The following is a 25,924-nucleotide window of genomic DNA, read 5'->3' as shown; positions in this document are numbered from 1 at the left end:
GCCGTCAGCGGTCATAGGGTGATCCTCATGTCGCAAGCGGAGGCCAGACCCGAGAGCGAGAGCGTCGGCACCGTCGTCGTCGCCGGGGCGGCCAACCTCGCCATCGCGGTCGCCAAGCTGATCGCCGGGCTGATCTCCGGATCAGCCGCGATGCTCTCCGAGGCGGCGCACTCGATCGCCGACACCACCACCGAGGTGCTGCTCTTCCAGGCGCTGCGCCGCGGCGCCCGCCCGGCCGACCAGCGACACCCCTTCGGGTATGGCAAGGAAAGCTACGTCTGGGCGTTCTTCGCCGCCATGTTCACGTTCGTCGCCGGCGCCGGTTTCGCCGTCACCCACGGCGTCACCACGATCCTGGTGCACAAGCACAGCGGCGACTACCTGATCTCGTACATCGTGCTCGGGGTGTCTTTCGTCATCGAGTCGGTCTCCCTGGCCCGGGCCGTGCGGCAGGTCCGCCGCGAGTCGCGGCGCTGGCGGACCACGCCTCGGCGGTTCCTGCGGTTGACCGCCGACACCACAGTCAAGGCGGTCTTCCTGGAGGACAGCGCGGCCCTGATCGGTCTGGTGCTGGCGGGGCTCGGCGTCGGTCTGTCGCACGCCACCGGCGACGAGGTGTGGGACGGCGTCGCGTCGATCCTGATCGGGCTCCTGCTGCTGACCGTCGCCGGGATCCTCGCCAGCAACAACCTGTCGCTGCTGGTCGGCCGGGCCGTCCCGGAGCGGCTGCGACACGAGATCGAGCAGGATCTGGCCGGACTGCCCGAGGTGGAACGCATCGACACCCTGTTGACCATGCAGCTCGGCCCGCAGGACATCCTGGTCGCCGCGAAGGTCGACTTCCGCGACGAGGCCACCGGCGCGCAGATCGAGGCCAGCGCCGACGAGGCCGAGCGGCGGCTCACCAACCGGTACCCGGAGATTCGCTTCGTCTTCCTCGACCCGACCCGTTCGATGCCGGGCGCCACCGGCACCGCCCGGCACACCCAGGCCGGGCCGAGCCCGGACGCCGGCGGCCCCGAGCCGGCCTGACCCGCACCCGGGCGCGGGCCGCCACGCCCGCGCGGCTAGCGTGCCCGTCATGGTGCGATGGCGTACGGGGACGGTGGCGACGCTGCGACGGCAGTGGACCGGGGCGGTGGAGCTGGACGTCGAGCTGCCCGACGGCACGCGGATGCGGGCCCTCGCGTACCCGGAGCTGGTCGGCACGCCCCAGCCCGGCGACCGGGTGCTGCTCAACGCGGGCGCGCTGCTGATGGGGCTGGGCACCGGCGGGTACGCCCTGGTGGTCGCCCTGCCCGACCGACTGCCGCCGGACCCGCCGGAGGTAGCCGACACCCGCGACGCCGGGCATCTGGTCAAGGCCCGCTACACGCCGTTGCAGCCGATCCTCCTCGGCGTCGACGAGGAGGCCTCCCCGCACCGCGACGTGCTGGCCGACGCGGACGACCTGGGCGGCCTGCCGGTGGTCACCGCCGACCTGCACTCGGCGCTCCCGGCGATCCTGGCCGGCATCCGGGCCGACGCCCCGCAGGCGCGGGTGGCGTACCTGCTCACCGATGGTGGGGCGCTGCCCGCCTGGTTCTCCCGTACCCTCGCCGGGCTGCGGGGCGAGTTGGTTGGCACGATCACCGTCGGGCAGGCATTCGGTGGCGACCTGGAGGCCACCACCCTGCACGGTGGTCTGCTCGCCGCCCGCCACGTACTCGACGCGGACGTGGCGATCGTGGCCCAGGGGCCCGGCAACCTGGGCACCGGAACCCGGTGGGGCTTCTCCGGCGTCGCCGTCGGCGAGGCGGTCAACGCGATCGCCACGCTGGGCGGGAAGCCGGTCGGCTCGCTGCGCATCTCCGACGCCGACCTCCGCCCCCGACACCGGGGCGTGTCACACCACAGCCTCACCGCGTACGGCCGGGTGGCGCTCGCCGCGGCGGAGCTGGTGGTGCCCGACGACCTGGACCCGGCCCTTGCCGCCGAGGTGGACGCGGCGCTGGCGCCCCTGGCGGCCCGGCACCGGATCGTCCGCGTGCTCACCGACGGTCTGGACGCCGCGCTGCGGGCCAGCGCGGTGCCGCTGTCCACGATGGGTCGGGGCCTCGACGCCGACCACGCCTACTTCCTGGCAGCAGCCGCCGCCGGCCGCCACGCGGCAACCCTGCTCCCCTGACCCCCGCCCAGTCCGCGTCGATCATGAAGTTATTGCGCTCCGCCTCGGCGTGTCATGGCAATAGCCCCATGATCATCGCGGGCTGAAGAGGGTGCGTCCGGGTCAGGCCAGGAAGATCAGGGCTAGCCAGCCGCCCACGATGAGCGCCAGCGCCAGGGCCAGCACCCACGTCGGCACTGTGTAGTCACCGCGCCGGTTACGGTCGACCTCGGCGCGGATCTTCTCCCGCCGGCGTTCGATCCAGTTCTGCCGCTCGGTGCCGCGCTCGGGGCGGTCGGAAGGTCCAGAAGTCGTCATGGCGCGCTCAGCTTAACCGCTCGGTGCGCCGGGCTGACCGGCCCCGTCGACGCAGCGCGTCGACGGGGCCGGCAACCGGTCACATGCTGGCGATCAGCCGCTCCACCCGTTCGTCGTACGCCCGGAACGGGTCCTTGCAGAGCACGGTGCGCTGCGCCTGGTCGTTGAGCTTCAGATGCACCCAGTCGACGGTGAAGTCCCGGCGCTTCTCCTGGGCGTGCCTGATGAACTCGCCCCGCAGCCGGGCCCGGGTGGTCTGCGGTGGGGTCTCCTTGGCCTCGAAGATCTCCGGGTCGGTGGCCACCCGGTCGACGTCGCCACGGCGCTCCAGGAGCCCGTAGAGGCCCCGGCCGCGGCGCACGTCGTGGTAGGCCAGATCCATCTGCGCCACCCGGGGGTGCGACAGCGGCAGGTCGTGCTTGCGCTGGTAGCGCTCGATCAGCCGCAACTTGCTGACCCAGTCGATCTCCCGGGAGACCGGCTCCAGGTCGCCGCTCTCCACCGCGTTGAGCACCCGGCCCCACAGCTCGACGACCCGCTTGGCGGCCTGGTCGCCGCCGCGTCGCTCGACGAACTCGGTGGCCTTGGCGAGGTATTCCTGCTGGATGTCCAGCGCGCTGACCTCCTTGCCGTTGGCCAACCGCACCTTGCGCCGGCCGGTGATGTCGTGCGACACCTCCCGGATGGCCCGGATCGGGTTCTCCAGGGACAGGTCGCGCATCACCACCCCGGCCTCGATCATCCGCAGCACGATGTCGGCGGTGCCGACCTTGAGAAGCGTGGTGACCTCGTTCATGTTGGAGTCGCCGACGATCACGTGCAGCCGTCGGTAGCGCTCGGCGTCAGCGTGCGGCTCGTCGCGGGTGTTGATGATCGGGCGGCTGCGGGTGGTCGCCGAGGAGACGCCCTCCCAGATGTGCTCGGCCCGCTGCGAGAGGCAGTAGACCGCGCCGCGTGGGGTTTGCAGGACCTTGCCGGCCCCGCAGATCAACTGCCGGGTGACCAGGAACGGGATGAGCACGTCGGCGAGCCGGCCGAACTCGCCGTGTCGGGAGACCAGGTAGTTCTCGTGGCAGCCGTACGAGTTGCCGGCCGAATCGGTGTTGTTCTTGAACAGGTAGATCTCACCCGCGATGCCCTCGTCGTGCAGCCGCTTCTCCGCGTCGACGAGCAGGCCCTCCAGGATCCGCTCGCCGGCCCGGTCGTGGGCGACGAGATCGGTCACCGAGTCGCACTCCGGTGTCGCGTACTCCGGATGCGACCCGACGTCCAGGTAGAGCCGGGCCCCATTGCGTAGGAAGACATTGCTCGACCGGCCCCAGGACACCACGCGACGGAACAGATACCGCGCGACCTCGTCCGGGGACAGCCGCCGCTGCCCGCGATAGGTACAGGTGACGCCGTACTCGGTCTCGAGGCCGAAGATTCGCCGCTCCATGGTGAGACATTAGCCGCCCGGAGGCCCGGTTCGTCACTGTCAGACCACAGGTCGTGCCCCGAGCGCGGTCACATACCGGTTGAGTGCGACATTCCGTCCGGGCCGAGGCTCGCCGCGAACTGCCGGCAGCTGTCGTACTCCGGGAGCAGGCCCCGCTCGCGGACCTGCGCCAGAGTCGGCGCCGCGTCGTCGCGCGCGGACAGCAGTGGAACGTCGGCGGGCCACTCGATGCCCAACTCCTCGTCCAGCGGGTGCACGGCGTGCTCGCCGGTCGGGTTGTAGGTGGTCGAGCAGAGGTAGCTCAACGTCGCGTCGTCGGTCAACGCGCAGAACCCGTGCCCCAGCCCCTCGCTGAGGTAGACCGCCCGACGGTCGGTGTCGTCCAGCCGGACGCCCTCCCAACGACCGAAGGTCGGCGAGCCGACCCGCAGGTCCACGACCACGTCGAGGACAGCGCCCCGCACGCACGTGACGTACTTGGCCTGCCCGGGCGGGACGTCGGCGAAGTGGACGCCGCGCACCACGCCGCGCGCGGAGACCGACAGGTTGGCCTGGGCCAGCCGGAGCGGATGCCCCACCACCTCGGCGAGCTTGTCGAAGCGGTACCACTCCATGAACATGCCGCGCGGGTCACCGTGCTGCTGGGGGATGATCTCCCAGGCGCCCTCGATGCTCAGCTCCCGGATCTTCACCAGGAACCCCCGTCGTTGCCGGCCTGATCGCTGAGCAGACCGAGCAGGTAGGTGCCGTAGCCGCTCTTGGTCAGCGGCTCGGCGAGCGCGCGCAGCTGCGCGTCGTCGATCAGGCCGGCCCGCCAGGCGACCTCCTCGATGCAACCGATCTTGAGCCCCTGCCGCTCCTCGACCACCCGGACGAACTCGGCGGCCTGCATCATCGAGCTGAACGTGCCGGTGTCCAGCCAGGCGGTGCCCCGATCCAGCACCGTCACCGCCAGCTCCCCGGTCTCCCGGTACACCTCGTTGACCGCCGTGATCTCCAGTTCGCCGCGGGCGCTCGGGGTGAGCTTGCGGGCGATGTCCACCACCCGGTTGTCGTAGAAGTAGAGGCCGGGAACCGCGTAGCGGGACTTCGGCCGGGCCGGCTTCTCCTCGATCGAGAGCACCCGACCATCGGCGTCGAAGTCGACCACGCCGTACTCCTGCGGGTTGGCCACCTGATAGGCGAAGACCCGCCCGCCGACCAGGTCACTGTGGTCGGCGAGCTGCCCGCCCAGACCCACGCCGTGGAAGATGTTGTCGCCGAGGACCAACGCCACCGACTCGGCGCCGATGAAGTCCGCGCCGAGGATGAACGCCTGCGCGATGCCCTCCGGGCGCTCCTGACTGACGTACTCCAGCCGCAGCCCGAACTGACTGCCGTCGCCGAGCAGCCGACGGAACTGGTCCTGATCGTCCGGAGTCGTGATCACCAGGATCTCCCGGACCCCGGCCATCACCAGGGTGGAGAGCGGGTAATAGATCATCGGCTTGTCGAAGACCGGCATCAGCTGCTTCGAGACCGCCCGGGTGATCGGCCAGAGCCGGGACCCGGTGCCGCCGGCAAGTAGGATTCCGCGCATCGGGGAAGCCTAGCCGCACCCGGACACGTCGTGCGGGGGTCACACACCGGGCGCCGCCCCGTCCGTCGCGTATACTTCCGGACCCGTGAGGATCCTCGTCACCGGCGGAGCCGGATTCATCGGGTCGGAGTACGTTCGCCTGCTGCTGGGCAAGCCCCTCGGCAGCGCGGAGAGCGTGCCGACGCTCGAGCCGGCCGTCGTGACCGTGCTGGACAAGCTGACCTACTCGGGCAACCTGGCCAACCTCGAGCCCGTCCGCGACGACCCGCGACTGCGTTTCGTGCAGGGCGACATCTGTGACCCGGTGGTTGTCGACGAGGCGGTGGCCGAGCACGACGTGATCGTGCACTTCGCCGCCGAGTCACACGTCGACCGTTCCATCGCGGGCGCCGCGCCGTTCGTCACCACCAACGTGCTGGGCACCCAGACGCTGCTCGACGCGGCGCTGCGCCACGGCACCAGACGATTCGTGCACGTTTCCACCGACGAGGTCTACGGCTCGATCGACGAGGGCTCCTGGACCGAGACCTGGCCACTCGCCCCCAACTCGCCGTACTCGGCATCCAAGGCCGGCTCCGACCTGCTCGCGCTGTCGTACCACCGCACCCACGGCATGGACGTGGTCGTCACCCGCTGCTCCAACAACTACGGCCCGTACCAGTTCCCCGAGAAGGTCATCCCGCTGTTCGTCACCAACCTGCTCGACGGTGGCACCGTCCCCCTCTACGGCGACGGCGGCAACATCCGTGACTGGCTGCACGTGCACGACCACTGCCGGGGCATCGCCCTCGTCCAGCAGAAGGGCCGTGCCGGTGAGGTCTACAACATCGGCGGCGGCACCGAGTTGACCAACAAGGAACTCACCGGCCTACTCCTGGACGCCTGCGGCGCCGGGTGGGACCGGGTCGTCCCGGTCACCGACCGCAAGGGCCACGACCGCCGGTACTCCCTCGACATCACCAAGATCAGCGAAGAGCTCGGCTACCACCCCAGCATCACCCTCGACCAGGGCCTCGCCGACACCGTCCGCTGGTACCGGGACAACCGCACCTGGTGGGAACCCCTCAAGTCCGCGCCGACCGCATGACCCGACTCCTCGTCACCGGCGCGGGCGGGATGCTCGGCCGGGACCTGGTCGCCGTGCTGGGTGCACGACCTGACCTCAAGGTGACCGCCGCCACCCGCGCCGACCTCGACATCACCGACCCCGCCGCGGTCCGCACCGCCGTCGCTGGGCACGACCTGGTGATCAACGCCGGCGCGTGGACCAACGTCGACGCCGCCGAGGCCGACGAGGCCGCGGCGACGGCCGTCAACGGCCACGCCGTGGCCAACCTGGCCGCGGCATGCGCCACCGACGGAACACGGCTGATCCAGATCTCCACCGACTACGTCCTCGCCGGCAACGCGGACACCCCGTACCCGGAGGACGCGCCCATCGCGCCGGTCAACGCCTACGGCCGCGGCAAGCTGGTCGGCGAACAGGCCGTCGCGCGGCTGCTGCCCGACACCGGGTACGTCGTACGCACCGCCTGGCTCTACGGCGCGCACGGCCCGAACTTCGTGGCCACCATGCTCCGACTCGCCACCCAGCACGAACACCTCGACGTGGTCGACGACCAACACGGCCAACCCACCTGGTCGTACGCGCTCGCCGAACGGCTCGTCGCGCTCGCCGACGCGGCGCTGGCCGGTCACGCGCCGCCCGGCGTCTACCACGGCACCTGCGCCGGGCAGACGACCTGGTACGGGTTGGCGCGCGCCGCGTTCACGCTGGCCGGACTGGACCCGGACCGGATCCGACCCACCACCAGCGACCGGTATCCGCGTCCCGCTCCACGGCCTGCGTACAGTGTGCTAGGGCACAGCCGCTGGGCAGCCGTGGGTCTACCCCCGCTTCCAGACTGGCACAGCGCCCTGGTTGACGCGTTCCACTCCCCCGCTCCACCCGCCCCGTGGAAGGTCGCATGAAGCTCACCCTCGTCACCGGCCTGACCGGCCTGCTGCTCCTCGGCACCATCGTCGAGCTGTTGCGCCGCCGTCAGCTGCGCGAGAAGTACGGCATGCTCTGGCTCGCCGTACTGATCATTGTGATTCCGCTGTCCCTTTTCCCCCGGCTGCTCGACAACGTCGCCGAACTCCTCGGCGTCGCCTCCGGTGTCAGCCTGGTGCTCTTCCTCGGCATCGTCTTCCTGCTGTTGGTGTGCGTGCACCTGAGCTGGGAGGTCAGCGCTCTGGAAGAAGAGACCCGCACCCTGGCCGAAGACTTCGCCCTGCTCCGCGCTGAGATCGACGCGGACCGGGCAGCCCGAGACGAACTGGTGTCGACCGATGGTTAACGGCAAGCGCACATTGATCATCATCCCGGCTCTCAACGAGTCGGGCTCGATCGCCGACGTCGTCGGCGAGGTCCGCGGCGAACTGCCCGGCGTCGACGTGCTCGTCGTCGACGACGGCTCCACCGATCGCACCGCCGCCGTCGCCGCCGCCGCCGGTGCCCTGGTCGCCAAACTGCCGTACAACCTCGGCGTCGGTGGGGCCATGCGCCTCGGCTACCGCTACGCCCGTGACCACGACTACGACGTCGCCATCCAGATCGACGCCGACGGCCAGCACGACCCCCGGTACGTGCCGAAGCTCGTCGACCTGCTCGACGACAACGACCTCGTCATCGGCGCCCGCTTCGCCGGTGAGGGCGACTACAACGTCCGCGGCCCCCGCCGCTGGGCGATGGTCATGCTCTCCGCCGTGCTGTCCCGGGTCGCCCGCACCAAGCTCACCGACACCACCTCCGGCTTCCGGGCCGCCAACCGGCGGGTCATCGAGATGTTCGCCAGCTGGTACCCGGCCGAATACCTCGGCGACACGGTGGAGACCCTGGTGCACACCGCTCGCCGCGGCTTCCGCATCCGCCAGGTGCCGGTCGCCATGCGCAAGCGGATGGCGGGCACGCCCAGCCACTCCCCCGCCAAGGCGATGGTCTACCTCGGCCGCGCGTTCGCCGTCCTCACGCTGGCGCTCATCCGCCGGTGATCCGACGGCTACTGAGCCTGGTCCCGCCCGGCACCGTCGCTGTCGGTGCCGGGCTGGCCCTTCTCGGGCTCGCCTCCTACGTTCACCTCGCCGTCGCCGGCCACAGCCTCAGCCAGGCCGACTACTCCTCCCTGTCGGTGCTCTGGTCGATCGTGTTCACCCTCGGCATCGGCGTGTTCATGCCGATCGAGCAGGAGGTCGCCCGGGTCGTCGCCGCCCGACACAGCCAGGGGCTGCCGCCCGGGCCGGTGCTGGCCCGCGGCGTCACCGTCGCCGCCGTGATGCTCGCGGTACTGGTGTTGGCCGTCACCATCGGCCGCCAGCCGCTCGCCGACAAGCTCTTCGCCGGTGACGGCAACCTGGTCACCGTGCTGATCGGCGCACTCGCCGCGATGGCCGTCGCCTACGCCACCCGTGGCGTCCTCTCCGGCCTGCAACTGTTCCCCTGGTACGGCGCTCAACTCGGGATCGACGGCGGCCTGCGGATCATCATGGTGGCCCTGCTCGGGCTGGCCGGAGTGACGTCGCCCGTCTGGTACGGGCTCGTGCTCGTCGCCGCCCCCCTGGTCAGCGTCCTCCTCACCCTGCCACCGGTGCTGCGCGCCATCGGCGGAGGCCCGCCGGTCGCCTGGGCCACGCTGCTACGCGGCCTCGGCCTGCTCACCGCCTCCAGCCTGCTCTCCCAGGTCGTGGTGAACATCGGGGTGATCAACGTACAGCTGCTCTCCCCCTCCGACGCGGCAGCCGCCGGCGCACTGCTCTCCGCCCTCGTGCTGGTCCGCATCCCCCTGTTCGTCTTCGGCTCCCTACAGGCGTCACTGCTGCCCGGCCTGGCCACCACCGCCACCACCGGCGACCAGGAAGGCTTCCACAGCCTGCTGCGTCGGGCGCTCGGCATCGTCACCGCGCTCGGCCTCACCGGCGCCCTCGGCGCCGTGCTGCTCGGCCCATGGTTGGTCGGCACCCTCTTCGACGCACCCGGCGTTCTCGGCCACGGCGACTTCGCCTGGTTGGCGGCCGCCACGCTCGCCTACCTCTGGGCGATGGTGCTCGGTCAGGCCCTGCTCGCCCTCGACCGGCACCGCGCCCAGGCCCTCGCCTGGACCGCCGGCGTCGCCGCCCTGATCGCCGTGACGCTGATCCCGGCTCCGGTCACCCTGCGAGTCGAACTGGCGTACACCATCGGCTCCGTCATCGTGGCCGCCACCATGGCGATGCTGCTGCGCGGCGGCTTCAGCCGACCCACCACCCCCGCCCGGCCGCTCGCCGAGGCCGTTGCCCCTGCCGCATCCGGAGGCATCCGATGACCCGACCCCGGGTGAGCGCCGTCATGCTCGCCTACGGCCCGGAGCCCTACCTCGTCGACGCCGCCCAGGCGGTGCTGGCCAGCACCGACGTCGAGGTCGACCTCATCGTCGTCGACAACGGCTGCACCGGCGACGGCATCGACATCGTCAAGGGCCTGCCCGGGGTGCGGGTGATCCGACCGGAGGAGAACACCGGCTACTCCGGCGGCTGCCGCGTCGGCGCCGCCGAGGCCACCGGTGACTGGCTCGCGTTCGTCAACTCCGATGCCGTCGTCGCACCCGACGCCCTGGCCAAGACCACCGCCGTGGCCGCCGAAGCGGGCGTAGGCGCGGCCATGGCGTCGATCCGGTTGGCAGACACCCCCGAGCTGATCAACACCAGCGGCAACCCGCTGCACTTCACCGGCCTCTCCTGGGCCGGCGGCAACGGCGAGCCGGCCAGCAAGCACGCCGCACGCCGGGCCGTACCCTCCCTCAGCGGCTGCTGCTTCGTGATCAGCCGACAGCTCTGGCGCGAGCTCGACGGCTTCGCCGCCGAATACTTCGCGTACCACGAGGACACCGAACTCAGCCTGCGCCTGTGGCAGCGCGGACTACGACTGGAGTACGTGCCGGACGCCGTCGTGCGGCACCACTACGAGTTCTCCCGCAACGCCCTGAAGCTCTACCTGGTCGAGCGGAACCGGCTGGTCACCCTGCTCACCGCCTACGAGGCGCGGACACTCGTGGTGCTCGCCCCGGCGCTGCTGCTCACCGAGGCCGCCATGCTCACCGCCGCGGTCGCCGGAGGCTGGTCCCGGCAGAAGCTGCGGGGTTGGGGCTGGTTGTGGCGCAACCGCGACTGGGTTCGCGGCCGTCGACGGCAGCTACAGGCTGAACGCCGGGTGCCGGACGGGGTCATCGCGAAGCTGATGACCGGTCGGGTCACGCCCTCCGGGGTGCCGACCACACCCGGCCTGGGAGCGTTCAACGCCGTCGCCGGCGGTTACTGGGCCCTGGCCCGGCCCCTGCTGCGCCGAGGATGACCGCTGGTGCCGGCCCCGGAACACGGGGCCGGCACAGGCGGGCAGAACCCTAACGCTCGCCGCCCTCCGCGGGCCGGTCCTCCAGGTCCGCGGAACCGGCCGACGACGTCGGCTTGTGCCCCTCCGTGGTCGGCACAACCGGCTCGGCGGGACCGCCCGCCGCGTCCGCCGCCTGCCCCTCGGCCGCCGCGTCCCCGTCCAACAGAGCCGTCAGGGCGGCACCGGTGATCCGCCGGAACGTGCGTCCGATCCGCTGACGGTCCAGGACCGCCACCTCGAGCTGGTTCGCGGCGATCGTCCGGGCGGCACCGCCCTCACCACCGACGCTGCTCAACGCCTGCACCGCCACCCTGACCGCCTCGGCCAGGGACATGTCCGCCCGATGCTGCGACTTCAACACACCGGTGATCGCCTCGGCCTGACCACCCATGGCCATCCGCCCCGGCTCGTCGTTCACCGAACCGTCATAGGTCAACCGGTACAGCTCGTCCGCCTCCGGGGTGGCACCGACCTCCGCCACGCAGATCTCCACCTCGAACGGCTTCGACTGCTCGGTAAAGATGGCACCCAGGGTCTGCGCGAACGCGTTGGCCAGGGCCCGACCAGTGACGTCACGCCGGTCGTAGCTGAGCCCGTTCAGGTCGGCCATGCGGACTCCGGCGCGGCGCAGGTTCTCGAACTCGTTGTACCGGCCGACCGCGGCGAACCCGATCCTGTCGTAGATCTCGCTCACCTTGTGCAGGGCGCTGGAAAGGTTCTCCGCGACGAAGAGGACCCCGCCGGAGTAGCTGAGGACCACCGCGCTGCGACCCCGAGCGATGCCCTTGCGGGCCAACTCGGAGCGGTCGCGCATGATCTGTTCGGGAGAGGCGTAGAACTGCATGGCCACGTCGGCGGTTCTCCTTACGGCGCTGTGCTGACGACTGCTGACTGGTGAGGTGCGGGTCTCAACCGCCCGGGTTCTCCATCCGGCCGGCAACCACGCCCTCGGCGATCGCCGCCGTCTCGGGGTCGGTCAACCGGCGGGTGCCCTCGGCGGTCGCGGTCATCACCACGGGGTAGATCCGGCGGGTCAGATCCGGCCCACCGGTCGCGGTGTCGTCGTCGGCGGCGTCGTAGAGCGCCTCGACCGCCAGCCGCGTCGCGTCCTCGACGGACAACCCGGCCCGGAACCGCTTCTTCAACGCGGACTTCGCGAACAGCGACCCAGACCCGATCGCGTCGTAGCCGGTCTCCTCGTACGGGCCACCGGTCACGTCGAAGCTGAAGATCCGACCGGCTCGCGCCGGGTCGGAGGCGGCCAGGTCGAACCCGGCGAAGAGCGGCACCACGGCCAACCCCTGCATGGCCGCCCCCAGATTGCCCCGGATCATCGAGGCCAACCGGTTGGCCTTACCGTCCAACGAGAGCATCGCGCCCTCGATCTTCTCGTAGTGCTCCAGCTCCACCTGGAACAGTCGCATCAGCTCGATGCCGATACCGGCGGTGCCCGCGATGCCGACCAGCGAGTACGCGTCAGCGGGGTGCACCTTCTCGATGTCGCGCTGCGCGATCAGGTTGCCCATGGTGGCCCGTCGGTCGCCCGCCATCACCACACCCTCGGCCGCCGCGATGGCGACGATGGTGGTCGCGTGGGGCGCCAGGTCGGCGGCCATGCCCGGCGGCAGCGGTCGCCGACCGGGCAACATCTCGGGGGCCACCCGACTCAGAAACGTCGTGAAGGAGGACGTCCCCGCGTTGGTGAACACATCTGGAAGACGCCCGGATGGATCAAAGCCCGCTGCCACGTGGTTCCTCTCAGGTACGTGATCGCCCTGGCCAGCCTCATGGGACTGTCACGGAACTGGCCAAGACCACCGTTGCAGTTGAAGCAGAGTATCCCGCGCACCCATCCGGTGCGATGATCGTGGTCCAGATGTTGCGGGTCGGCACCGCCGCAGATCGGGCAGACCCCGCCCTGCTCGGCCAGGAGCTCCTGAAACTCCTTCTCACCCACGCCGTACCGACGCTGCAGGTGGTACTCGCGCGTCCCGCCGTAGAGTCGCTGCGCCGCCTCCTTGCCACGGGCATTATGGCAGGGTTTGCAGTAGCTGTGCCGGCCGCTGGCCTTGGTAGTGGTGGTGGGAAAGTCGTCCAGAGCCTTGATCTGCTCGCAGTCCGGACACCACTTGAGACCTTCACCGACGGGCGTGGGCGACTTTCGCTGTGGGGCGATGCCGCGCTTGCGCCGGCTCGCCTCGGACCGGACGGCGGCACAGGCTTTGCAGTAGAAGGCGAGACCATCTACCCGGCGGCGGTCACGGTGGAACTCCGTACCGGCCAGCGTTCTCCTGCACTGCGGACACGTCTTGTCCGGGAGGCCCAGTGAATCGGACATATACCCCTATTGACCCCCTTTCTGGACATAGCCCCTCACGAACTCTTCTGCGTTCTCTTCGAGGACGGAGTCGATCTCGTCGAGCAGGTCGTCGACGTCCTCGGTGATCTCGGCGTGCCGCTCGGCCACCTCGGGGTTGGCCTCGGTGGTGACGTCCTCGATTTCCTCGCCCTGACGGGACTTGCCGGACTGCGACTGGCCGCCGCTGTCATGAGTGGCCATGGCTGTCTCCTCCACGATCGTCTGAGAAGAAATCTACCCCGTGCAGACGACAGAAAGCCCTCACGTCCGCCGTGTTCGGGTCGGGGGCCTTCAATTGCCGTGGAGCGGTCAGCTCCGAGGAGACGAGGCGTCTGCCGGTGCCGGGCCCGGCACCGGCACCGGCACCGGCACCGGGACCCGCTCCGGCTCACGCTGCTCCTCCTCCGACGCCTCCGCCGGAGGTGCCCCGCGCCGCAGGCGGGGTGTCCAGTCCTTGAACCGCAACGCCTGCTTCTCCACCAGATGCCAGGACAGGAACGCCAGGACGACGGTGAAGACCATGACCACCGCGAAGTAGCCGACGAACCCCCAGGCGGCCGCCCCCAGCCAGGCCAGCATCTGCTGCACGACGAAGGAATAGATGTAGATGCCGTACGAGTAGTCGTTCTTCTGGCCCACGCGGTGCAGCAGCCGTGGCAACCGGACCGCGAGGTAGAGGATGGCGTACTCGTAGGCGAGCAACGCCGGGCCGAACAGGTGGCCCTCCAGGGTCTGCCAACCGGTCACCACGATGGCGAGCACGCCCAGGACGTCGCTGATGGGCAGCTTGTCGCTGTAGAGGTCCGCCACGGCGCCCACCAGGAACATGAAGCCGAACCGCAGGAACCAGATCTTGCTGAGTGTGCCGAGCAGCGGCAACGTGCCGACGGAGCCGCTGGTGAAGTATGTCGATCCGCCGAAGCGCAGCGCCTCGTACTGGTTCCAGAGCAGCAGACCGAAGACGAGAACGGCGGCCGCGAGCACCAGCTATCGGGCACGGCGCAGCACCGCCACCACGGCCAGCGAAGCCACGATCAGGTAGCAGAAGATCTCGTAACTGAGCGTCCAGAGTGAGCCGTCGAGGACGCTCTTACGCACCAGGTCGCCGTACGGCGTGTCCCGGAAGACGTCCATGATCCCCTGTTGGCGGTAGCCACCCCACCAGTTCGCCTGCAGGAAGTTGACCACGCCGGCCGGGTGCCGCCACAGGCCGTCCAGATTGCCGCGATCGGCGTACCAGACGATCGGGGCCACCACGAAGCCGATGAACAGCAGACACACCCAGAGGCCCGGCCAGATCCGCAGGGCACGGTGCCACAGGTAGCGGGGCAGGCTGGCCCGCCGGGCGCTGCGGGTGATGAGGAAGCCGGAGATGCCGAAGAAGCCGGCCACCCCCAGACCGGCCACGTCGACGACCTCGGTCAACGGTCGGGCGTACCCGATCACCGCGGTGTGCGCGAGAACGACCGCGACGGCGAAGCAGAGCCGCAGGAAGCCGAAGCTGTTGGCACGCCCGGCGTACGCGTTCGACAGCGGTACAACGGTCATCGCACGCAGGCCAACCTGCCGGGCTGAGGGGAGCATCGCGTCACCGTGTGGGTCGACGGATCGGGGGACGGCCTAGCATGCCACAGGCCGATTCCCGGCGGAGGCACCGGATCTCAGCCCCCGGTCAACGTCTCCAACAGGTCCTTGGCGCTGGCGCAGCGATCGAACAACGCCCCGACGTGCGCGCGGGTGCCCCGCTCGGGTTCCATCATCGGCACCCGGACCAACGACTCCCGGCCCACGTCGAAGATCACCGAGTCCCAGCTCGCGGCGACCACCTCGGAGGCGTACTGGGCGAGGCAGCGACCGCGGAAGTAGGCCCGGGTGTCCTCCGGTGGCTCGGTCATCGCGCTGCGCGTCTCGTCGTCGGTGAGCAGCGTCTTCATCGCCCCCCGGCTGACCAGGCGGTGGTAGAGGCCCTTCTCCGTCCGGACGTCGGAATATTGAAGGTCGACGAGCTGGAGCTTGTGCGAGCCCCAACCAAGCTTCTCCCGCTCCCGGTAGCCCTCCAGCAGCCGCAGCTTGGCCACCCAGTCCAACTCGTCGGCGCAGAGCATCGGATCCCGGCCGAGCCGGTCCAGGACGCTCTCCCAGCGGTCGAGCACGTCGATGGTCTGCTCGTCGGCGTCGGTGCCGTACCGGTCGTCGACAAAGGACCGGACCCGCTCCAGGTACGCCCATTGCAGGTCGAGGGCGGTGAGCCGGCGGCCGTCGCGCAGTCGCATGCGGTGCGTCAGGGCGGGGTCGTGGCTGACGGCGCGCAGCTCGCTGACCGGGTCGGCGATGCCGAGGTCGGCGCCGAGGGCCTTCTCCTCGATCATGGTGAGGATCAGCGCGGTGGTGCCGACCTTGAGGTAGGTGGAGATCTCGGAGAGGTTGGCGTCGCCGATGATGACGTGCAGCCGGCGGTACTTGTCGGCGTCGGCGTGCGGCTCGTCCCGGGTGTTGATGATCGGCCGCTTGAGGGTGGTCTCCAGGCCGACCTCGACCTCGAAGAAGTCGGCACGCTGGGAGATCTGGAAACCGCTCTGGCCGCCGTCCTGGCCGATGCCGACCCGACCGGCGCCGCAGACGATCTGCCGGGTGACGAAGAACGGCGTCAGGTACGCCACGATGTCGGCGAACGGCGTCTGCCGGCGCATCAGGTAGTTCTCGTGGGCACCGTAGCTGGCGCCCTTGTTGTCGGTGTTGTTCTTGTAGAGGTGGATCGGCTGGGTGCCCGGGATGGTGGCGGCCCGGCGGGAAGCCTCGGCCATCACCCGCTCGCCGGCCTTGTCCCAGCGCACGATGTCCCTGGGGGTGGTGACCTCGGGAGTGGAGTATTCGGGGTGCGCGTGGTCCACGTAGAGCCGTGCGCCGTTGGTGAGTATCACGTTGGCCAGGCCCAGGTCTTCGTCCGCGAGGGCCTCGGCGGGGTCGTACGCGGCACCGGAGTAGGTGAAGCCGCGGGCGTCGCGCAGCGGCGACTCTTCCTCGTAGTCCCACCGGGCCCGGCCGCCCCGGTTGAGTTCCGGGCGTGCCCCGTATGCGTTGACCACCTGCGATGAGGTGACCATCGGGTTGGCTCCGGCCTGCCCGGGCACGGAGATGCCGTACTCGACCTCGGTGCCCATGATCCGTCTTACGCTCATCGACCTACCCGCTTCGCTCGCCCGACCCGGTCCACCGTCAGGTCGAGCGTAGTCCGCCCTGAGCACCTGCACTCTGTAGGTGAGTGCCGGCGGGCCGCGACAGTTCGCTGGATTCGGTGTCGGAATGCTCAGCGGGCGGCGTCAGGTCGTCGGTCGCGGCGGAGCCGGTGGTCCAGACGAGCCACCCGAACAGCACCAGGCCGACGCTTGCGCTCAGCAGCGGGATCACCGAGCCGACCACCGGGTGCCAGTCGCCGGCGAGGGGGTTGAGGCTGCTCAGCCCGATGTTGGCGGGCAGGCCGTTCTGCCAGCGGACCATCGTGTACGCCAGGCAGAACAGCTGGATCGGCAGGAGGAGCAGGACAGCGAGTCGGGTGAACGAGCGGGCCCGGGCCACCTCGAAGCCGCGTTGTTCGGCGATCCACGCGGCGTAGAGCAGAACGCCGACCAGCATGGGCAGCATGTAGCGGCCCTGGGTGACGAAGCCGCTCTCGTTGACCAGGGCGATCTGCATGAGGGAGGGGACGGCCACGCCGCCGCCGAGCAGCACGAGCAGGCGCCACCGGTCGAGCGTGCTGCCCCAGACGACCCCGATGAGCAGCAGCGCTCCGGCGACGAGCTGCCAGATCAGGTAGGGCGGGGCGGGCATCCGGGTGTCCAGCCAGGAGGTGACCCCGACGATCTGGTCGAGGTATCCCCGCCACCGGTCGGCCTCACGCAGGGCCGCCTGCCCGTAGGTGAGCCGGTCGGCGGAGTAGTTGCCGAGGTCGGAGGTCTGCTGGCGGACGGACCAGGCGAGCACGGCGAGGGTGGACAGGACGATGCCACCTGCCCAGAGCTGCGCGGCCCGGTCCCGCAGTAGGCCGAGGAGGTTGCCGCGGCGCAGCGGGAAGGCGAACGCGATGAAGGCGGTCGCCAGCCAGAGCGGGCCGGTCTGACGCAGCACAGCGAGGAGCAGCGCGCTGATGCCGACGAGGACGATGAGGCCGCGCCGTGGGCCGGGTGGGCCGAGGAGCAGGGGGATGACCGCGCTGAAGAAGGCGATGCCGGCGGCGATCTCCAGGCCGTTCGGGTTGACCGCGCTGGCCATGTGCACGGCCATCGGGGTGGTGACGACGAGCAGGGCGCCCATCATGAGGCCGCGGCGGGACCGGTTGCGGATCACGACGTACGCGCAGGCGAGCAGCGCGGCGGAGCACAGGGCGCTGATCATGCGGGCGAGCAGGACGCCGGACCAGCCGGGCCAGAGCACAGTGGGTGCGCCGACGAGGGCGTAGTAGGCGGGGAAGTAACGACCGGCCCCGGTGCCGGCGCGGGTCGGTGTGTCGTCGCTGCCGGGGGGCTGGGCGCAGGCCGCCGAGACTTCCTTCTTGAACTGCCAGCACTGCTCGCGGACGAGACCACCGGGAACGGTCTGGAAGGCGCCGGTGCCCTTCTTCGCGTCGGCGGGCGGGGGCGCGATCTGCCCGGCGGCGACGCCGGCCGCTCGGACGATGTGCTCCCGCTCGTCCGGGGTGCCGTCGTACGGGGCGGCCATCGACCAGGCGAAAATGATCAGGAAGAATGCGGCGAAGGCGAGGGCCCAGTGTCGTCGGCCTGTGCTGATGGTGGCCGCCGGGCTTCCGCTGGTGGCCGGCAACGTCACTCTTCCGGGATCAGGCACGTCAACCTCGCGGCTCGCGCGGGCAGGCCCCGCTGGGTAGATGGACAGACGATAGACTCCCTCGTCGTCCTCACCGCTCCGGGTCCCCCCTTGGAGAACTCTTTGCTGTCACCTGTTGCCGAGTCCGTCCGCCACCTGTCCCGACACAGCGCTGTGCGGTTTCTGGTCGTCGGGGGTCTGAGCGTCGCCGTGGACACGGGATCACTCTTCGTGTACCACGGAGTTCTCCGGATCGTCCTGCCGGTTGCGGCCGGGATGTCGTTCCTGACCTCGTTCTGGGTCAACTTCGGGCTGAACCGGGCGTGGTCGTTCGGCTCGTCCGCCCAGATGGTGCCGCAGGTGGGGCGCTACTTCGCGCTGGTCCTCGCGAACCTGACCGCGAACGTGGTGCTGGTGTCCGCGTTGACCTGGGCGGGCACGCCGTACCTGCTGGCGAAGCTGTTGGTGACGGCGTCGCTGTCGGCGGCGAACTACGTGGTGTCGAAGCGGTGGATCTTCGCTGCCTGACCGCCGCTCTGGAATACCCGCAGCGAGGGTGCCCACCGGATGGTGGGCACCCTCGCTGCTGGGGTCAGAGGTACTGGCCGGTGTTGCTGGCGGTCTCGATGGACCGGCCGGCCTCGGCGCCCTTGCCGCCGGAGACGAGCGTGCGGATGTAGACGATCCGCTCGCCCTTCTTGCCGGAGATGCGCGCCCAGTCGTCGGGGTTGGTGGTGTTGGGGAGGTCTTCGTTCTCGCGGAACTCGTCGACGCAGGCGTCGAGCAGGTGCTGAAGGCGCAGCCCCTTGCGACCCGAGGTGAGGAACTCCTTGATGGCCATCTTCTTGCTCCGGTCGACGATGTTCTGGATCATCGCGCCGGAGTTGAAGTCCTTGAAGTAGAGGACTTCCTTGTCACCGTTGGCGTAGGTGACCTCGAGGAATCGGTTCTCCTCGGTTTCTGAGTACATCCGCAGCACCACGGCGTCGATCATCGCCGCTACGGTGGCCTGGGGGTCGGTGCCGTGTTCGGCCAGGTCGTCCGGGTGCAGGGGCAGCCCGGAGAGGATGTACTTGGAGAAGATGTCCTTGGCCGCCTCGGCGTCCGGTCGCTCGATCTTGATCTTCACGTCAAGGCGACCGGGGCGCAGGATCGCCGGGTCGATCATGTCTTCCCGGTTGGAGGCGCCGATGACGATGACGTTCTCCAGCCCCTCCACGCCGTCGATCTCGCTGAGCAGCTGCGGAACGATGGTGTTCTCCACGTCGGAGGAGACACCGGAGCCACGGGTTCGGAAGATCGAGTCCATCTCGTCGAAGAACACGATCACCGGCGTGCCCTCGCCGGCCTTCTCTCGGGCGCGCTGGAAGATCAGCCGGATGTGCCGCTCGGTCTCACCGACGTACTTGTTGAGCAGCTCCGGGCCTTTGATGTTGAGGAAGAAGCTGGTGTGCTTCTCCTTGCCCTGCCGCTCGGCGATCTTCTTGGCCAGCGAGTTGGCCACCGCCTTGGCGATGAGCGTCTTGCCACAGCCGGGTGGGCCGTAGAGCAGGATGCCCTTGGGTGGGCGGAGCTGGTGCTCACGGAACAGGTCCGCGTGCAGGAACGGCAACTCCACCGCGTCGCGGATCTGCTCGATCTGCGACTGGAGGCCACCGATGTCGCCGTAGTCGACGTCGGGCACCTCCTCCAGGACCAGCTCCTCGACCTCGCTCTTCGGGATCCGCTCGTACGCGTACGCCGAACGGGGCTCGATCATGAGCGAGTCACCGGCCCGGATCGCCGAGCCGATGAGCGTCTCGGCGAGGTGCACGATGCGCTCCTCGTCGGAGTGGGAGACCACCAGCGCCCGGTCGCCCGGCCCGCCGTTCGGCCCCTCCAGGATCTCCTTGAGCATCACCACTTCGCCAACCCGCTCGTAACCGAACGCGTCGACGATGTTGAGCGCGTCGTTGAGCAGGACCTCCTGGCCGCGCCGCAGGTCACCCACATCGAGCGAGGGCGAGACCGCGACCCGTAGTTTGCGGCCACCGGTGAAGACGTCCACCGTGCCGTCCTCGTGCTTGGCCAGGAAGACTCCGTAACCGCTCGGCGGTTGCGCGAGCCGGTCGATCTCCTCCTTGAGCGTCACGATCTGCGTGCGAGCTTCCTTGAGGGTGCTCACCAGCCGGTCGTTGTTCTCGGTCAGCCGCGCCAACTGTGCCTGGGTGGCCGCCAGCCGCTCTTCGAGCTGCCGGACGTGTCGGGGGCTTTCGGTCAACTTGCGCCGCACCAGGGCGAGTTCCTCTTGCAGGAACGCGACCTGCGTGGAGAGATCGTGGGCTTCCTTCTCCCACCGTGCGGCGCGCGAGTCCGCGTCGTCGCTACGTGCTGCCACGTCCCACCTCCCCGGGGGGCTTGAACGTTCTGCCCTAACACTAGCCGCTATGAGGCCGATTCGGTCCCACGCAACACCCTCGTCACCGAACCTTGATCGCCAAGGGTGGCCTGACGGGCCGTTACCGGCGTTCGGGTACCGTCGGAGCGTGGGACGGGAGAACATGGGGGGTGCACAGGTGGCCGAGGTCGCGACCGACGAATTGCAGGTCTGGGTCGACCAGGACCTCTGCACGGGCGACGGGCTCTGCGTGCAGTACGCGCCGGAGGTGTTCGAGTTCGACATCGACGGCCTGGCCTACGTCAAGGGCGTCGACGGTGAGCTGCGGATGGCACCGGGCAGCCGGGTCGACGTCCCCGCGCACCTGCGACTCGAGGTGATCGACTCCGCGAAGGAGTGCCCGGGCGACTGCATCCACGTGGTGCGTGGCGACGGCGTCGAGGTCGCCGGCCCGGACGCCGAGGACGACTGACCCACCGGCCGGGCCGCGCGGCCCGGCCGGTTAAGAACCGGGGTACGCCTCAGAGCATCGGACGGCCGACCACCGAGGCGACCAACCGAGCGAACTCCTCCAACCGGGCGATCTGCCCGGCGCCGCCGTCGTCGAGGGTCTTGCCGAAGCGCAACGCGTCGTGCCGGGGCGTGCCGGGCATCTCCTCACTCGGCGGCGCCTCGTCCAACGAGGTGAGCAGCAGATAGACGTCGATGCTGTCGACCCGGATCTCGCCGCTCTCGGCACGGTTGAGCCGCCGCCGGCAGCCCACTTCCGTGACGGTGGAGACCGGCACCACCCGCAGCGACGAGGTCATCGAGCCCGGGGGGCCCTCCTCCGGCGGTACGTCCTCACCGTGCCAGAGGATGAGCCGGCTGCCGTCGCAGACCACGACCTCCTGCCACACCCCGTTGACCTCGTTGACGAAGCGTTCCAGGGTGAAGCCGAGCACCGACGCGCCGCGCAGCACGCCGCCGAGCGCCTCCAGGGCGACGTCCGGGTCGCGCAGGTAGGCCCGCGCCGCCGACTCCAGGTCCTGGTAGGGCGACCAGTCGGGAAAGACCGCGGGGAGGTCTCCACCGCCGTAGCCCGGTCGGCTCATGCCAGCGTCTCCCCCTGCTCGGCGCTGCCGACACCCAGCTCGATGGTCACGGCCTGTCCATCTCCCCCGCACCGTTGGGTTGCGCGCCCGCCGCCTGCGCGGCGGCGGCCTGTCGGGCCGCCTCCGCCTCACGCAGGTCCTGACGGCGCTGCGCGTACGCCTCGGTGCCCTTGCTGGGCTTGCGGCGGCGCGGCGGCGCGGTGACCCCCGGGGCCAGCTTGCGGGCGGACACCAGGAAAGCGGTGTGCGCGATCATCCGGTGGTCCGGACGGACGGCGAGGCCCTCCGCGTGCCAGTCGCGCACCAGGGACTCCCAGGCCCGGGGCTCGGTCCAGCCGCCGCGCTCGCGCAGCGCCTCCACCAGCTCGGACAGCTGCGGTGTGGTGGCGACGTAGCCGATGAACACCCCACCGGGCACCAGCGCCCGCTCGACCATGTCGAGGGTCTCCCAGGGGGTCAACATGTCCAGGATGATCCGGTCGAAGCCGGTCTCCCGGCACTGCGCGACGTCGCCGACGTGCAGGTTCCACGAGGGGTGCGGCCCGTTGAAGAACGCCTCGACGTTGCGCTTGGCGATCTGGGCGAAGTCGTCGCGCAGCTCGAACGAGTGCAGCTCGCCCTCCGTGCCGACTGCTCGCAGCAGGGAGCAGCTCAGCGCGCCGGAGCCGGCGCCGGCCTCGAGGACCTTCGCGCCGGGGAAGATGTCGCCCATCGCCACGATCTGCGCCGAGTCCTTCGGGTAGATCACCTGGGCGCCGCGCGGCATGGACAGCACGTAGTCCGACAGCAGCGGCCGCAGGGCCAGGAAGGCGGTGCCCCCACCGGAGGTGGTCACCACGCTGCCGTCGGGGAGCCCGATCAGCGCGTCGTGGGCCAGGATGCCGCGGTGGGTGTGGAACTCCTTGCCGGGCTCCAGCGTCACGGTGTGCATCCGCCCCTTGGGGTCGGTCAGCTGGACCCGGTCGCCGGGCCGGAACGGCCCACGGTGCACGGGTGTCAGCGCCGGATTGGCGGGGTCGGCGGCGACGGTGGAGGGAGTTGCGGTCACGGTGTCATCTTCCGGTTGGGTTCAAGGAGCTGTGCCAGGTCCGCGATGTGCAGAATGCCGACGACATCTTCGCCTGACGACACCACGTACTGTGCGCCCGGGTAGGTCTGTACGGCCTCCATCACCCGCTCGCCGTCCCACCCGAGCGACAACGTGGGAAGAGTGCCCAGCGACCGGGCGACGGCGTCGACCGCCAACCACGGTCGGCGCTCGACCGGCACCGCGTCGGCGGCGGCCGGGTCGACCAGCGCCACCGGTCGACCGGTGGAGTCGGTGACCACCAACGCGGCGTCGGGCTGCCCGCTTTCGGCGCGGCGGCGCTGGGCCTCGGCCAGTGGCGTACCGGTGGGCACCGGCCAGACCGGACGGGCCAGCCGGGCGAGGTCGATCAGCGGGAACCGGCGGCTGACCCGGGCCGCCCGGATCGACTGCCCGGCGCCACGCCAGAGGGTGACGGCGACCAGGAGCATCAGCGGCAGCGCCAGCGGCGCCAGCCGCCGCTCGACGGTGAGCAGCACCACCAGGGCCGCGGTGCCGACGGCGACGATCCGGCCGGCCCACCCGGCGACCTCGGTGCCGAGGTGCCGGTCGCGGGTCAGCCCCCACACCGCGGCGCGCAGCGCCCGGCCGCCGTCGAGCGGAAGCCCGGGCAGGCTGTTGAACAGGGCCACGATGACGTTGCTGACCGCGAGCTGGAAGGCGAGCTGGTGCGCCACGGTCCCCTCGGGCAGGGCGAGCGTGGCGGCGACCGCCAGGACGCCGAGCACAGCGGAGACCGCCGGGCCGGCCAACGAGACCAGCAGGTCGACGCGGGGCGATGGGGCGTCGCGGTCCATCTCGGTGTAACCGCCGAGCAGCTCCAGGGTGATCCCGCGCACACCGATGCCGTACCGCCGGGCGGTGAGGGCGTGGCCCAGTTCGTGCAGCAGCACCGAGCCGAGCAGCGACACGACGAACCCGAAGCCGATCAGGTAGCCGCTGAGCTGCGACAGGTCCAGTTGTCGGCGGGCGAACTCGCCGTACAGCACAGCGATGAGCACCGCGAGCAGGACCATGGAGCCGTTGAGGTACAGCGGCACCCCGAACACCTTGCCGACGTTCAGGCCGAGACGTCGGTCCGGTCGGCGCGGCGGCCTGGTTGTCTGCTCCATCGCCACGATGCTACGGACCGTCGCTGGGCGGGGCGGGCGGCGGTCGGTGTCACACCGGTGCCCTAACCTTTGCCGACATGACGGCGGAATCGGTCACCACCCCCCAGCCCTCCCCCGCGGCGCAGGCGCCGCCGACGGTGCGGGCCTCGCTGTCCCCGTCGCGGGCGGCGGATTTCAAGACCTGCCCGCTGCTCTACCGGTTCCGCAGCATCGACCGGCTGCCCGAGCGCACCACCATCGAGCAGGCCCGGGGCACGTTGGTGCACGCGGTGCTGGAGCGCCTGTTCGACCTGCCGGCCACCGGCCGCACGCCGGAGGCGGCCGGCGACCTGGTGGCCCCCCAGTGGGACCGGCTGGTCACCGAGCAGCCCGAGCTGGCCGGGATCTTCGACGGCGCGGAGCCGGCCGGCCCCGTGGAGTTCCTCCGCTCCGCCGCCGGGCTGTTGCAGGGTTACTTCGCGGTGGAGGACCCGACCCGGTTGGAGCCGGCCGAACGCGAGAGCCTGATCTCCGCGGTCGTCGACGAGGAGCTGCTGATCCGGGGCTACCTCGACCGGCTCGACGTCGCTCCGGACGGCGCGCTGCGGGTGGTCGACTACAAGACCGGGGGTGCGCCGCGGGAGGCGTTCGAGGCGCGGGCGCTGTTCCAGCTGAAGTTCTACGCCCTGGTGCTGTGGCGCACCCGGGGGGTGGTGCCCCGGGTGCTGCGCCTGCTCTACCTGCGCGACGCCGAGGTGTTGGATTACACCCCGGACGCCGACGAGCTGGTCCGCTTCGAACGCACCGTGGTGGCGCTGTGGCGGGCGATCGAGCAGGCCACCGCCCGGCAGGATTTCCGGCCCCGGCCGAGCCGGCTCTGCGACTGGTGCAGCCACCAGGCGCTCTGTCCCAGCTTCGGCGGCACACCGCCGCCGTTCCCGGTCGCGGCGGCGGGCGCCGGCCCGCTGCGCGACTCCCGGGCGGCCACTCCGGTCGCGCCGGGTGCCGACGAGTGACGGCCTCCTAGGGCCTGCGTCAAAGTCCTCGGTCGAGCCGAGGTGGAGTCCAGGCGGCGGTCCGGCGAGGCGGAGATTCGTTCGGATACCGGTGTTGCATCCGAACGAATCTCCAACGCGGCCGGTCGTCGCCTGGGCCCGCCGCAGGCCGGCCAGGGGCTTTGACACAGGCCCTGAGCGACGTGTACGCCCGGCGCGGCGATTCAGGCCGCCGGGATCGCCTGCCGCACGTGCAACGACCCGACAGCAATGGTGCCGCCGCGGTCGGGACAGGACGACCGGCTGGCCTCTACGGTGATCCGCGACGCACCGGCTCCGGTGCGCGAGGATGACCGGTGCGCGCCAGGACGTCGGCGGGACGGGAGAGCAGATGAGCGATCAGGCGCCCTCGGCGCGGCCGGTGCGGATCCTGCTCGCCGACGACCAGCCGCTGCTGCGGACCGGGTTCCGGATGGTGCTGGGCGCCGAGAGCGACCTGGACGTGGTGGCGGAGGCCGGTGACGGCGTGGAGGCGGTGGAGTTGTCCCGCCGGCTGCTGCCCGACGTCGTACTGATGGACATCCGGATGCCCCGGATGGACGGGGTGGCGGCGACCCGGGCCATCGTCGACGCCCGGCTGCCGGTACGGGTGCTGGTCCTCACCACCTTCGACCTGGACGAGTACGTGGTGGGCGCGTTGCGGGCCGGCGCCAGCGGGTTCCTGGCCAAGGACGTGCCGGCCGAGGATCTGATCGCGGCGATCCGCACTGTCGCCGGCGGGGACGCGGTGGTGTCGCCTCGGATCCTGCGGCGCCTGCTGGACCGCTTCGCCGAACTGCTGCCCGACCCGGCGGCGACGCCGGCGGCGGCGCTCAACGCGCTCACCGACCGGGAGCGCGAGGTGCTCGTGCAGGTCGCCCGAGGGTTGTCCAACGCCGAGATCGCGACGGTCCTGTCGGTGAGCGAGACCACCATCAAGACGCACGTCGGGCATGTGCTGACCAAGCTGCGGTTGCGCGACCGGGTGCAGGCGGTGGTGCTGGCGTACGAGTCGGGGCTGGTCCGCCCCCGGGCGTAGTTGCGCCGGCTGAGGTACCTCACCCGGCGTACTCGAAGATCCCTCCGTGGGGGGACGGCCGGCGTTGCAGTCGTCACCTACCGTGACCGGAGACGGCCCGGTTCGGTTGACCCTCCTGTGGCGTCAGGTGCAAGTGT

General features: G+C 70.4%; 28 protein-coding genes. 12 read left to right on the top strand and 16 right to left on the bottom strand.

Going from position 1 to position 25,924, the window contains the following annotated elements; all coding sequences use genetic code 11:
• The first annotated feature begins 27 nt into the window (after nt 1-27).
• Complete coding sequence (locus ABZU43_RS19885; protein WP_355007959.1) at nt 28-1,032, top strand: cation diffusion facilitator family transporter; 1,005 nt, start codon at nt 28-30, stop codon at nt 1,030-1,032.
• Between the two features lie 49 nt (nt 1,033-1,081).
• Nucleotides 1,082-2,167: a DUF3866 family protein gene (locus ABZU43_RS19880; RefSeq protein ID WP_355007958.1), complete on the top strand. Its 1,086-nt coding sequence runs from the start codon at nt 1,082-1,084 to the stop codon at nt 2,165-2,167.
• A 102-nt stretch (nt 2,168-2,269) separates the two neighbouring features.
• Here the strand turns inward: ABZU43_RS19880 and ABZU43_RS19875 are convergent, their stop codons facing one another.
• From ABZU43_RS19875 to rfbA, 4 genes are all read right to left on the bottom strand, one after another.
• A complete protein-coding gene (locus ABZU43_RS19875) occupies nt 2,270-2,464 on the bottom strand; it encodes a hypothetical protein (RefSeq protein ID WP_355007957.1) in 195 nt (64 codons plus the stop codon).
• A 79-nt stretch (nt 2,465-2,543) separates the two neighbouring features.
• On the bottom strand, nt 2,544-3,902 hold the full coding sequence (pafA, locus tag ABZU43_RS19870) for a Pup--protein ligase (protein WP_210781723.1): 1,359 nt from the start codon (nt 3,900-3,902) through the stop codon (nt 2,544-2,546).
• A 68-nt stretch (nt 3,903-3,970) separates the two neighbouring features.
• A complete protein-coding gene (gene rfbC, locus ABZU43_RS19865; protein WP_355007956.1) occupies nt 3,971-4,594 on the bottom strand; it encodes a dTDP-4-dehydrorhamnose 3,5-epimerase in 624 nt (207 codons plus the stop codon).
• Nucleotides 4,591-5,481 carry a glucose-1-phosphate thymidylyltransferase RfbA gene (rfbA, locus tag ABZU43_RS19860; RefSeq protein WP_355007955.1) on the bottom strand — a complete coding sequence of 297 codons (891 nt, stop codon included), beginning with the start codon at nt 5,479-5,481 and terminating at the stop codon, nt 4,591-4,593. The genes rfbC and rfbA overlap by 4 nt, the downstream gene beginning before the upstream one ends.
• 85 nt (nt 5,482-5,566) lie before the next feature.
• Here rfbA and rfbB point away from each other — a divergent pair, with 85 nt between their 5' ends.
• Genes rfbB through ABZU43_RS19830 form a run of 6 tightly spaced genes read left to right on the top strand, consistent with a single transcriptional unit; the run spans nt 5,567 to nt 10,846 of the window.
• Nucleotides 5,567-6,568: a dTDP-glucose 4,6-dehydratase gene (gene rfbB, locus ABZU43_RS19855; RefSeq protein WP_355007954.1), complete on the top strand. Its 1,002-nt coding sequence runs from the start codon at nt 5,567-5,569 to the stop codon at nt 6,566-6,568.
• Nucleotides 6,565-7,452, top strand: a complete 888-nt coding sequence (gene rfbD, locus ABZU43_RS19850) for a dTDP-4-dehydrorhamnose reductase (protein WP_355007953.1) — start codon at nt 6,565-6,567, stop codon at nt 7,450-7,452. Before rfbB ends, rfbD begins: the two co-directional genes overlap by 4 nt.
• Nucleotides 7,449-7,820, top strand: a complete 372-nt coding sequence (locus tag ABZU43_RS19845; protein ID WP_112587313.1) for a DUF2304 domain-containing protein — start codon at nt 7,449-7,451, stop codon at nt 7,818-7,820. The genes rfbD and ABZU43_RS19845 overlap by 4 nt, the downstream gene beginning before the upstream one ends.
• Nucleotides 7,813-8,514: a glycosyltransferase family 2 protein gene (locus ABZU43_RS19840; RefSeq protein ID WP_355007952.1), complete on the top strand. Its 702-nt coding sequence runs from the start codon at nt 7,813-7,815 to the stop codon at nt 8,512-8,514. The genes ABZU43_RS19845 and ABZU43_RS19840 overlap by 8 nt, the downstream gene beginning before the upstream one ends.
• The gene (locus tag ABZU43_RS19835; protein WP_355007951.1) at nt 8,511-9,821 is read left to right on the top strand and encodes a polysaccharide biosynthesis protein; all 1,311 of its coding nucleotides are present in this window, start codon (nt 8,511-8,513) and stop codon (nt 9,819-9,821) included. The genes ABZU43_RS19840 and ABZU43_RS19835 overlap by 4 nt, the downstream gene beginning before the upstream one ends.
• Nucleotides 9,818-10,846: a glycosyltransferase family 2 protein gene (locus ABZU43_RS19830; RefSeq protein ID WP_355007950.1), complete on the top strand. Its 1,029-nt coding sequence runs from the start codon at nt 9,818-9,820 to the stop codon at nt 10,844-10,846. The genes ABZU43_RS19835 and ABZU43_RS19830 overlap by 4 nt, the downstream gene beginning before the upstream one ends.
• A 49-nt stretch (nt 10,847-10,895) precedes the next feature.
• Here the strand turns inward: ABZU43_RS19830 and prcA are convergent, their stop codons facing one another.
• The 8 genes from prcA to ABZU43_RS19790 all read right to left on the bottom strand — a co-directional run bounded on the left by prcA (nt 10,896) and on the right by ABZU43_RS19790 (nt 18,068).
• Nucleotides 10,896-11,735 (bottom strand): proteasome subunit alpha, encoded by an 840-nt coding sequence (gene prcA / locus ABZU43_RS19825; RefSeq protein WP_355007949.1) that lies wholly within the window; start codon nt 11,733-11,735, stop codon nt 10,896-10,898.
• A 58-nt stretch (nt 11,736-11,793) separates the two neighbouring features.
• A complete protein-coding gene (gene prcB / locus ABZU43_RS19820; RefSeq protein WP_355007948.1) occupies nt 11,794-12,633 on the bottom strand; it encodes a proteasome subunit beta in 840 nt (279 codons plus the stop codon).
• Nucleotides 12,552-13,223 (bottom strand): endonuclease VII domain-containing protein, encoded by a 672-nt coding sequence (locus ABZU43_RS19815; protein WP_355007947.1) that lies wholly within the window; start codon nt 13,221-13,223, stop codon nt 12,552-12,554. The genes prcB and ABZU43_RS19815 overlap by 82 nt, the downstream gene beginning before the upstream one ends.
• Before the next feature lie 6 nt (nt 13,224-13,229).
• Nucleotides 13,230-13,445, bottom strand: coding sequence for a ubiquitin-like protein Pup (locus ABZU43_RS19810; protein WP_030332902.1), 216 nt, complete (start codon nt 13,443-13,445; stop codon nt 13,230-13,232).
• Nucleotides 13,446-13,553: 108 nt separating this feature from the next.
• The gene (locus ABZU43_RS19805) at nt 13,554-14,228 is read right to left on the bottom strand and encodes a hypothetical protein (RefSeq protein ID WP_355007946.1); all 675 of its coding nucleotides are present in this window, start codon (nt 14,226-14,228) and stop codon (nt 13,554-13,556) included.
• A 3-nt stretch (nt 14,229-14,231) separates the two neighbouring features.
• A complete protein-coding gene (locus tag ABZU43_RS19800; RefSeq protein WP_355007945.1) occupies nt 14,232-14,792 on the bottom strand; it encodes an acyltransferase in 561 nt (186 codons plus the stop codon).
• 113 nt (nt 14,793-14,905) lie between these two features.
• Complete coding sequence (gene dop, locus ABZU43_RS19795) at nt 14,906-16,423, bottom strand: depupylase/deamidase Dop (RefSeq protein ID WP_355007944.1); 1,518 nt, start codon at nt 16,421-16,423, stop codon at nt 14,906-14,908.
• Nucleotides 16,424-16,460: 37 nt separating this feature from the next.
• Nucleotides 16,461-18,068, bottom strand: a complete 1,608-nt coding sequence (locus ABZU43_RS19790; protein ID WP_355007943.1) for a DUF2142 domain-containing protein — start codon at nt 18,066-18,068, stop codon at nt 16,461-16,463.
• 120 nt (nt 18,069-18,188) lie between these two features.
• Between ABZU43_RS19790 and ABZU43_RS19785 the strand changes: the two genes are divergently transcribed.
• Nucleotides 18,189-18,593, top strand: a complete 405-nt coding sequence (locus ABZU43_RS19785; protein ID WP_355007942.1) for a GtrA family protein — start codon at nt 18,189-18,191, stop codon at nt 18,591-18,593.
• 64 nt (nt 18,594-18,657) lie between these two features.
• Here ABZU43_RS19785 and arc read toward each other — a convergent pair whose 3' ends face one another.
• A complete protein-coding gene (arc, locus tag ABZU43_RS19780; protein ID WP_030332887.1) occupies nt 18,658-20,442 on the bottom strand; it encodes a proteasome ATPase in 1,785 nt (594 codons plus the stop codon).
• Nucleotides 20,443-20,620: 178 nt separating this feature from the next.
• Here arc and ABZU43_RS19775 point away from each other — a divergent pair, with 178 nt between their 5' ends.
• A complete protein-coding gene (locus ABZU43_RS19775; protein WP_266242041.1) occupies nt 20,621-20,914 on the top strand; it encodes a ferredoxin in 294 nt (97 codons plus the stop codon).
• A 49-nt stretch (nt 20,915-20,963) separates the two neighbouring features.
• On the opposite strand, the gene ABZU43_RS19770 is transcribed toward ABZU43_RS19775, so the two are convergent.
• The 3 genes from ABZU43_RS19770 to ABZU43_RS19760 are packed head-to-tail and all read right to left on the bottom strand — an operon-like array spanning nt 20,964 to nt 23,735.
• Nucleotides 20,964-21,536, bottom strand: a complete 573-nt coding sequence (locus ABZU43_RS19770) for a hypothetical protein (protein WP_355007941.1) — start codon at nt 21,534-21,536, stop codon at nt 20,964-20,966.
• Nucleotides 21,537-21,582: 46 nt separating this feature from the next.
• Nucleotides 21,583-22,536: a tRNA (adenine-N1)-methyltransferase gene (locus ABZU43_RS19765; RefSeq protein WP_355008031.1), complete on the bottom strand. Its 954-nt coding sequence runs from the start codon at nt 22,534-22,536 to the stop codon at nt 21,583-21,585.
• Nucleotides 22,537-22,580: 44 nt separating this feature from the next.
• Nucleotides 22,581-23,735 carry a site-2 protease family protein gene (locus tag ABZU43_RS19760; RefSeq protein ID WP_355007940.1) on the bottom strand — a complete coding sequence of 385 codons (1,155 nt, stop codon included), beginning with the start codon at nt 23,733-23,735 and terminating at the stop codon, nt 22,581-22,583.
• Nucleotides 23,736-23,812: 77 nt separating this feature from the next.
• On the opposite strand from ABZU43_RS19760, the gene ABZU43_RS19755 reads away from it, so the two are divergent.
• The gene (locus ABZU43_RS19755; RefSeq protein WP_355007939.1) at nt 23,813-24,730 is read left to right on the top strand and encodes a PD-(D/E)XK nuclease family protein; all 918 of its coding nucleotides are present in this window, start codon (nt 23,813-23,815) and stop codon (nt 24,728-24,730) included.
• Between the two features lie 370 nt (nt 24,731-25,100).
• On the top strand, nt 25,101-25,787 hold the full coding sequence (locus ABZU43_RS19750; RefSeq protein WP_355007938.1) for a response regulator transcription factor: 687 nt from the start codon (nt 25,101-25,103) through the stop codon (nt 25,785-25,787).
• Nucleotides 25,788-25,924 lie beyond the last annotated feature (137 nt).

Source organism: Micromonospora sp. NPDC005205, from assembly GCF_040608275.1.
Lineage (GTDB): Bacteria > Actinomycetota > Actinomycetes > Mycobacteriales > Micromonosporaceae > Micromonospora.
The sequence above is the reverse complement of the archived record's forward strand: the minus strand, read 5'-3'. Positions and strand labels throughout refer to the sequence as shown.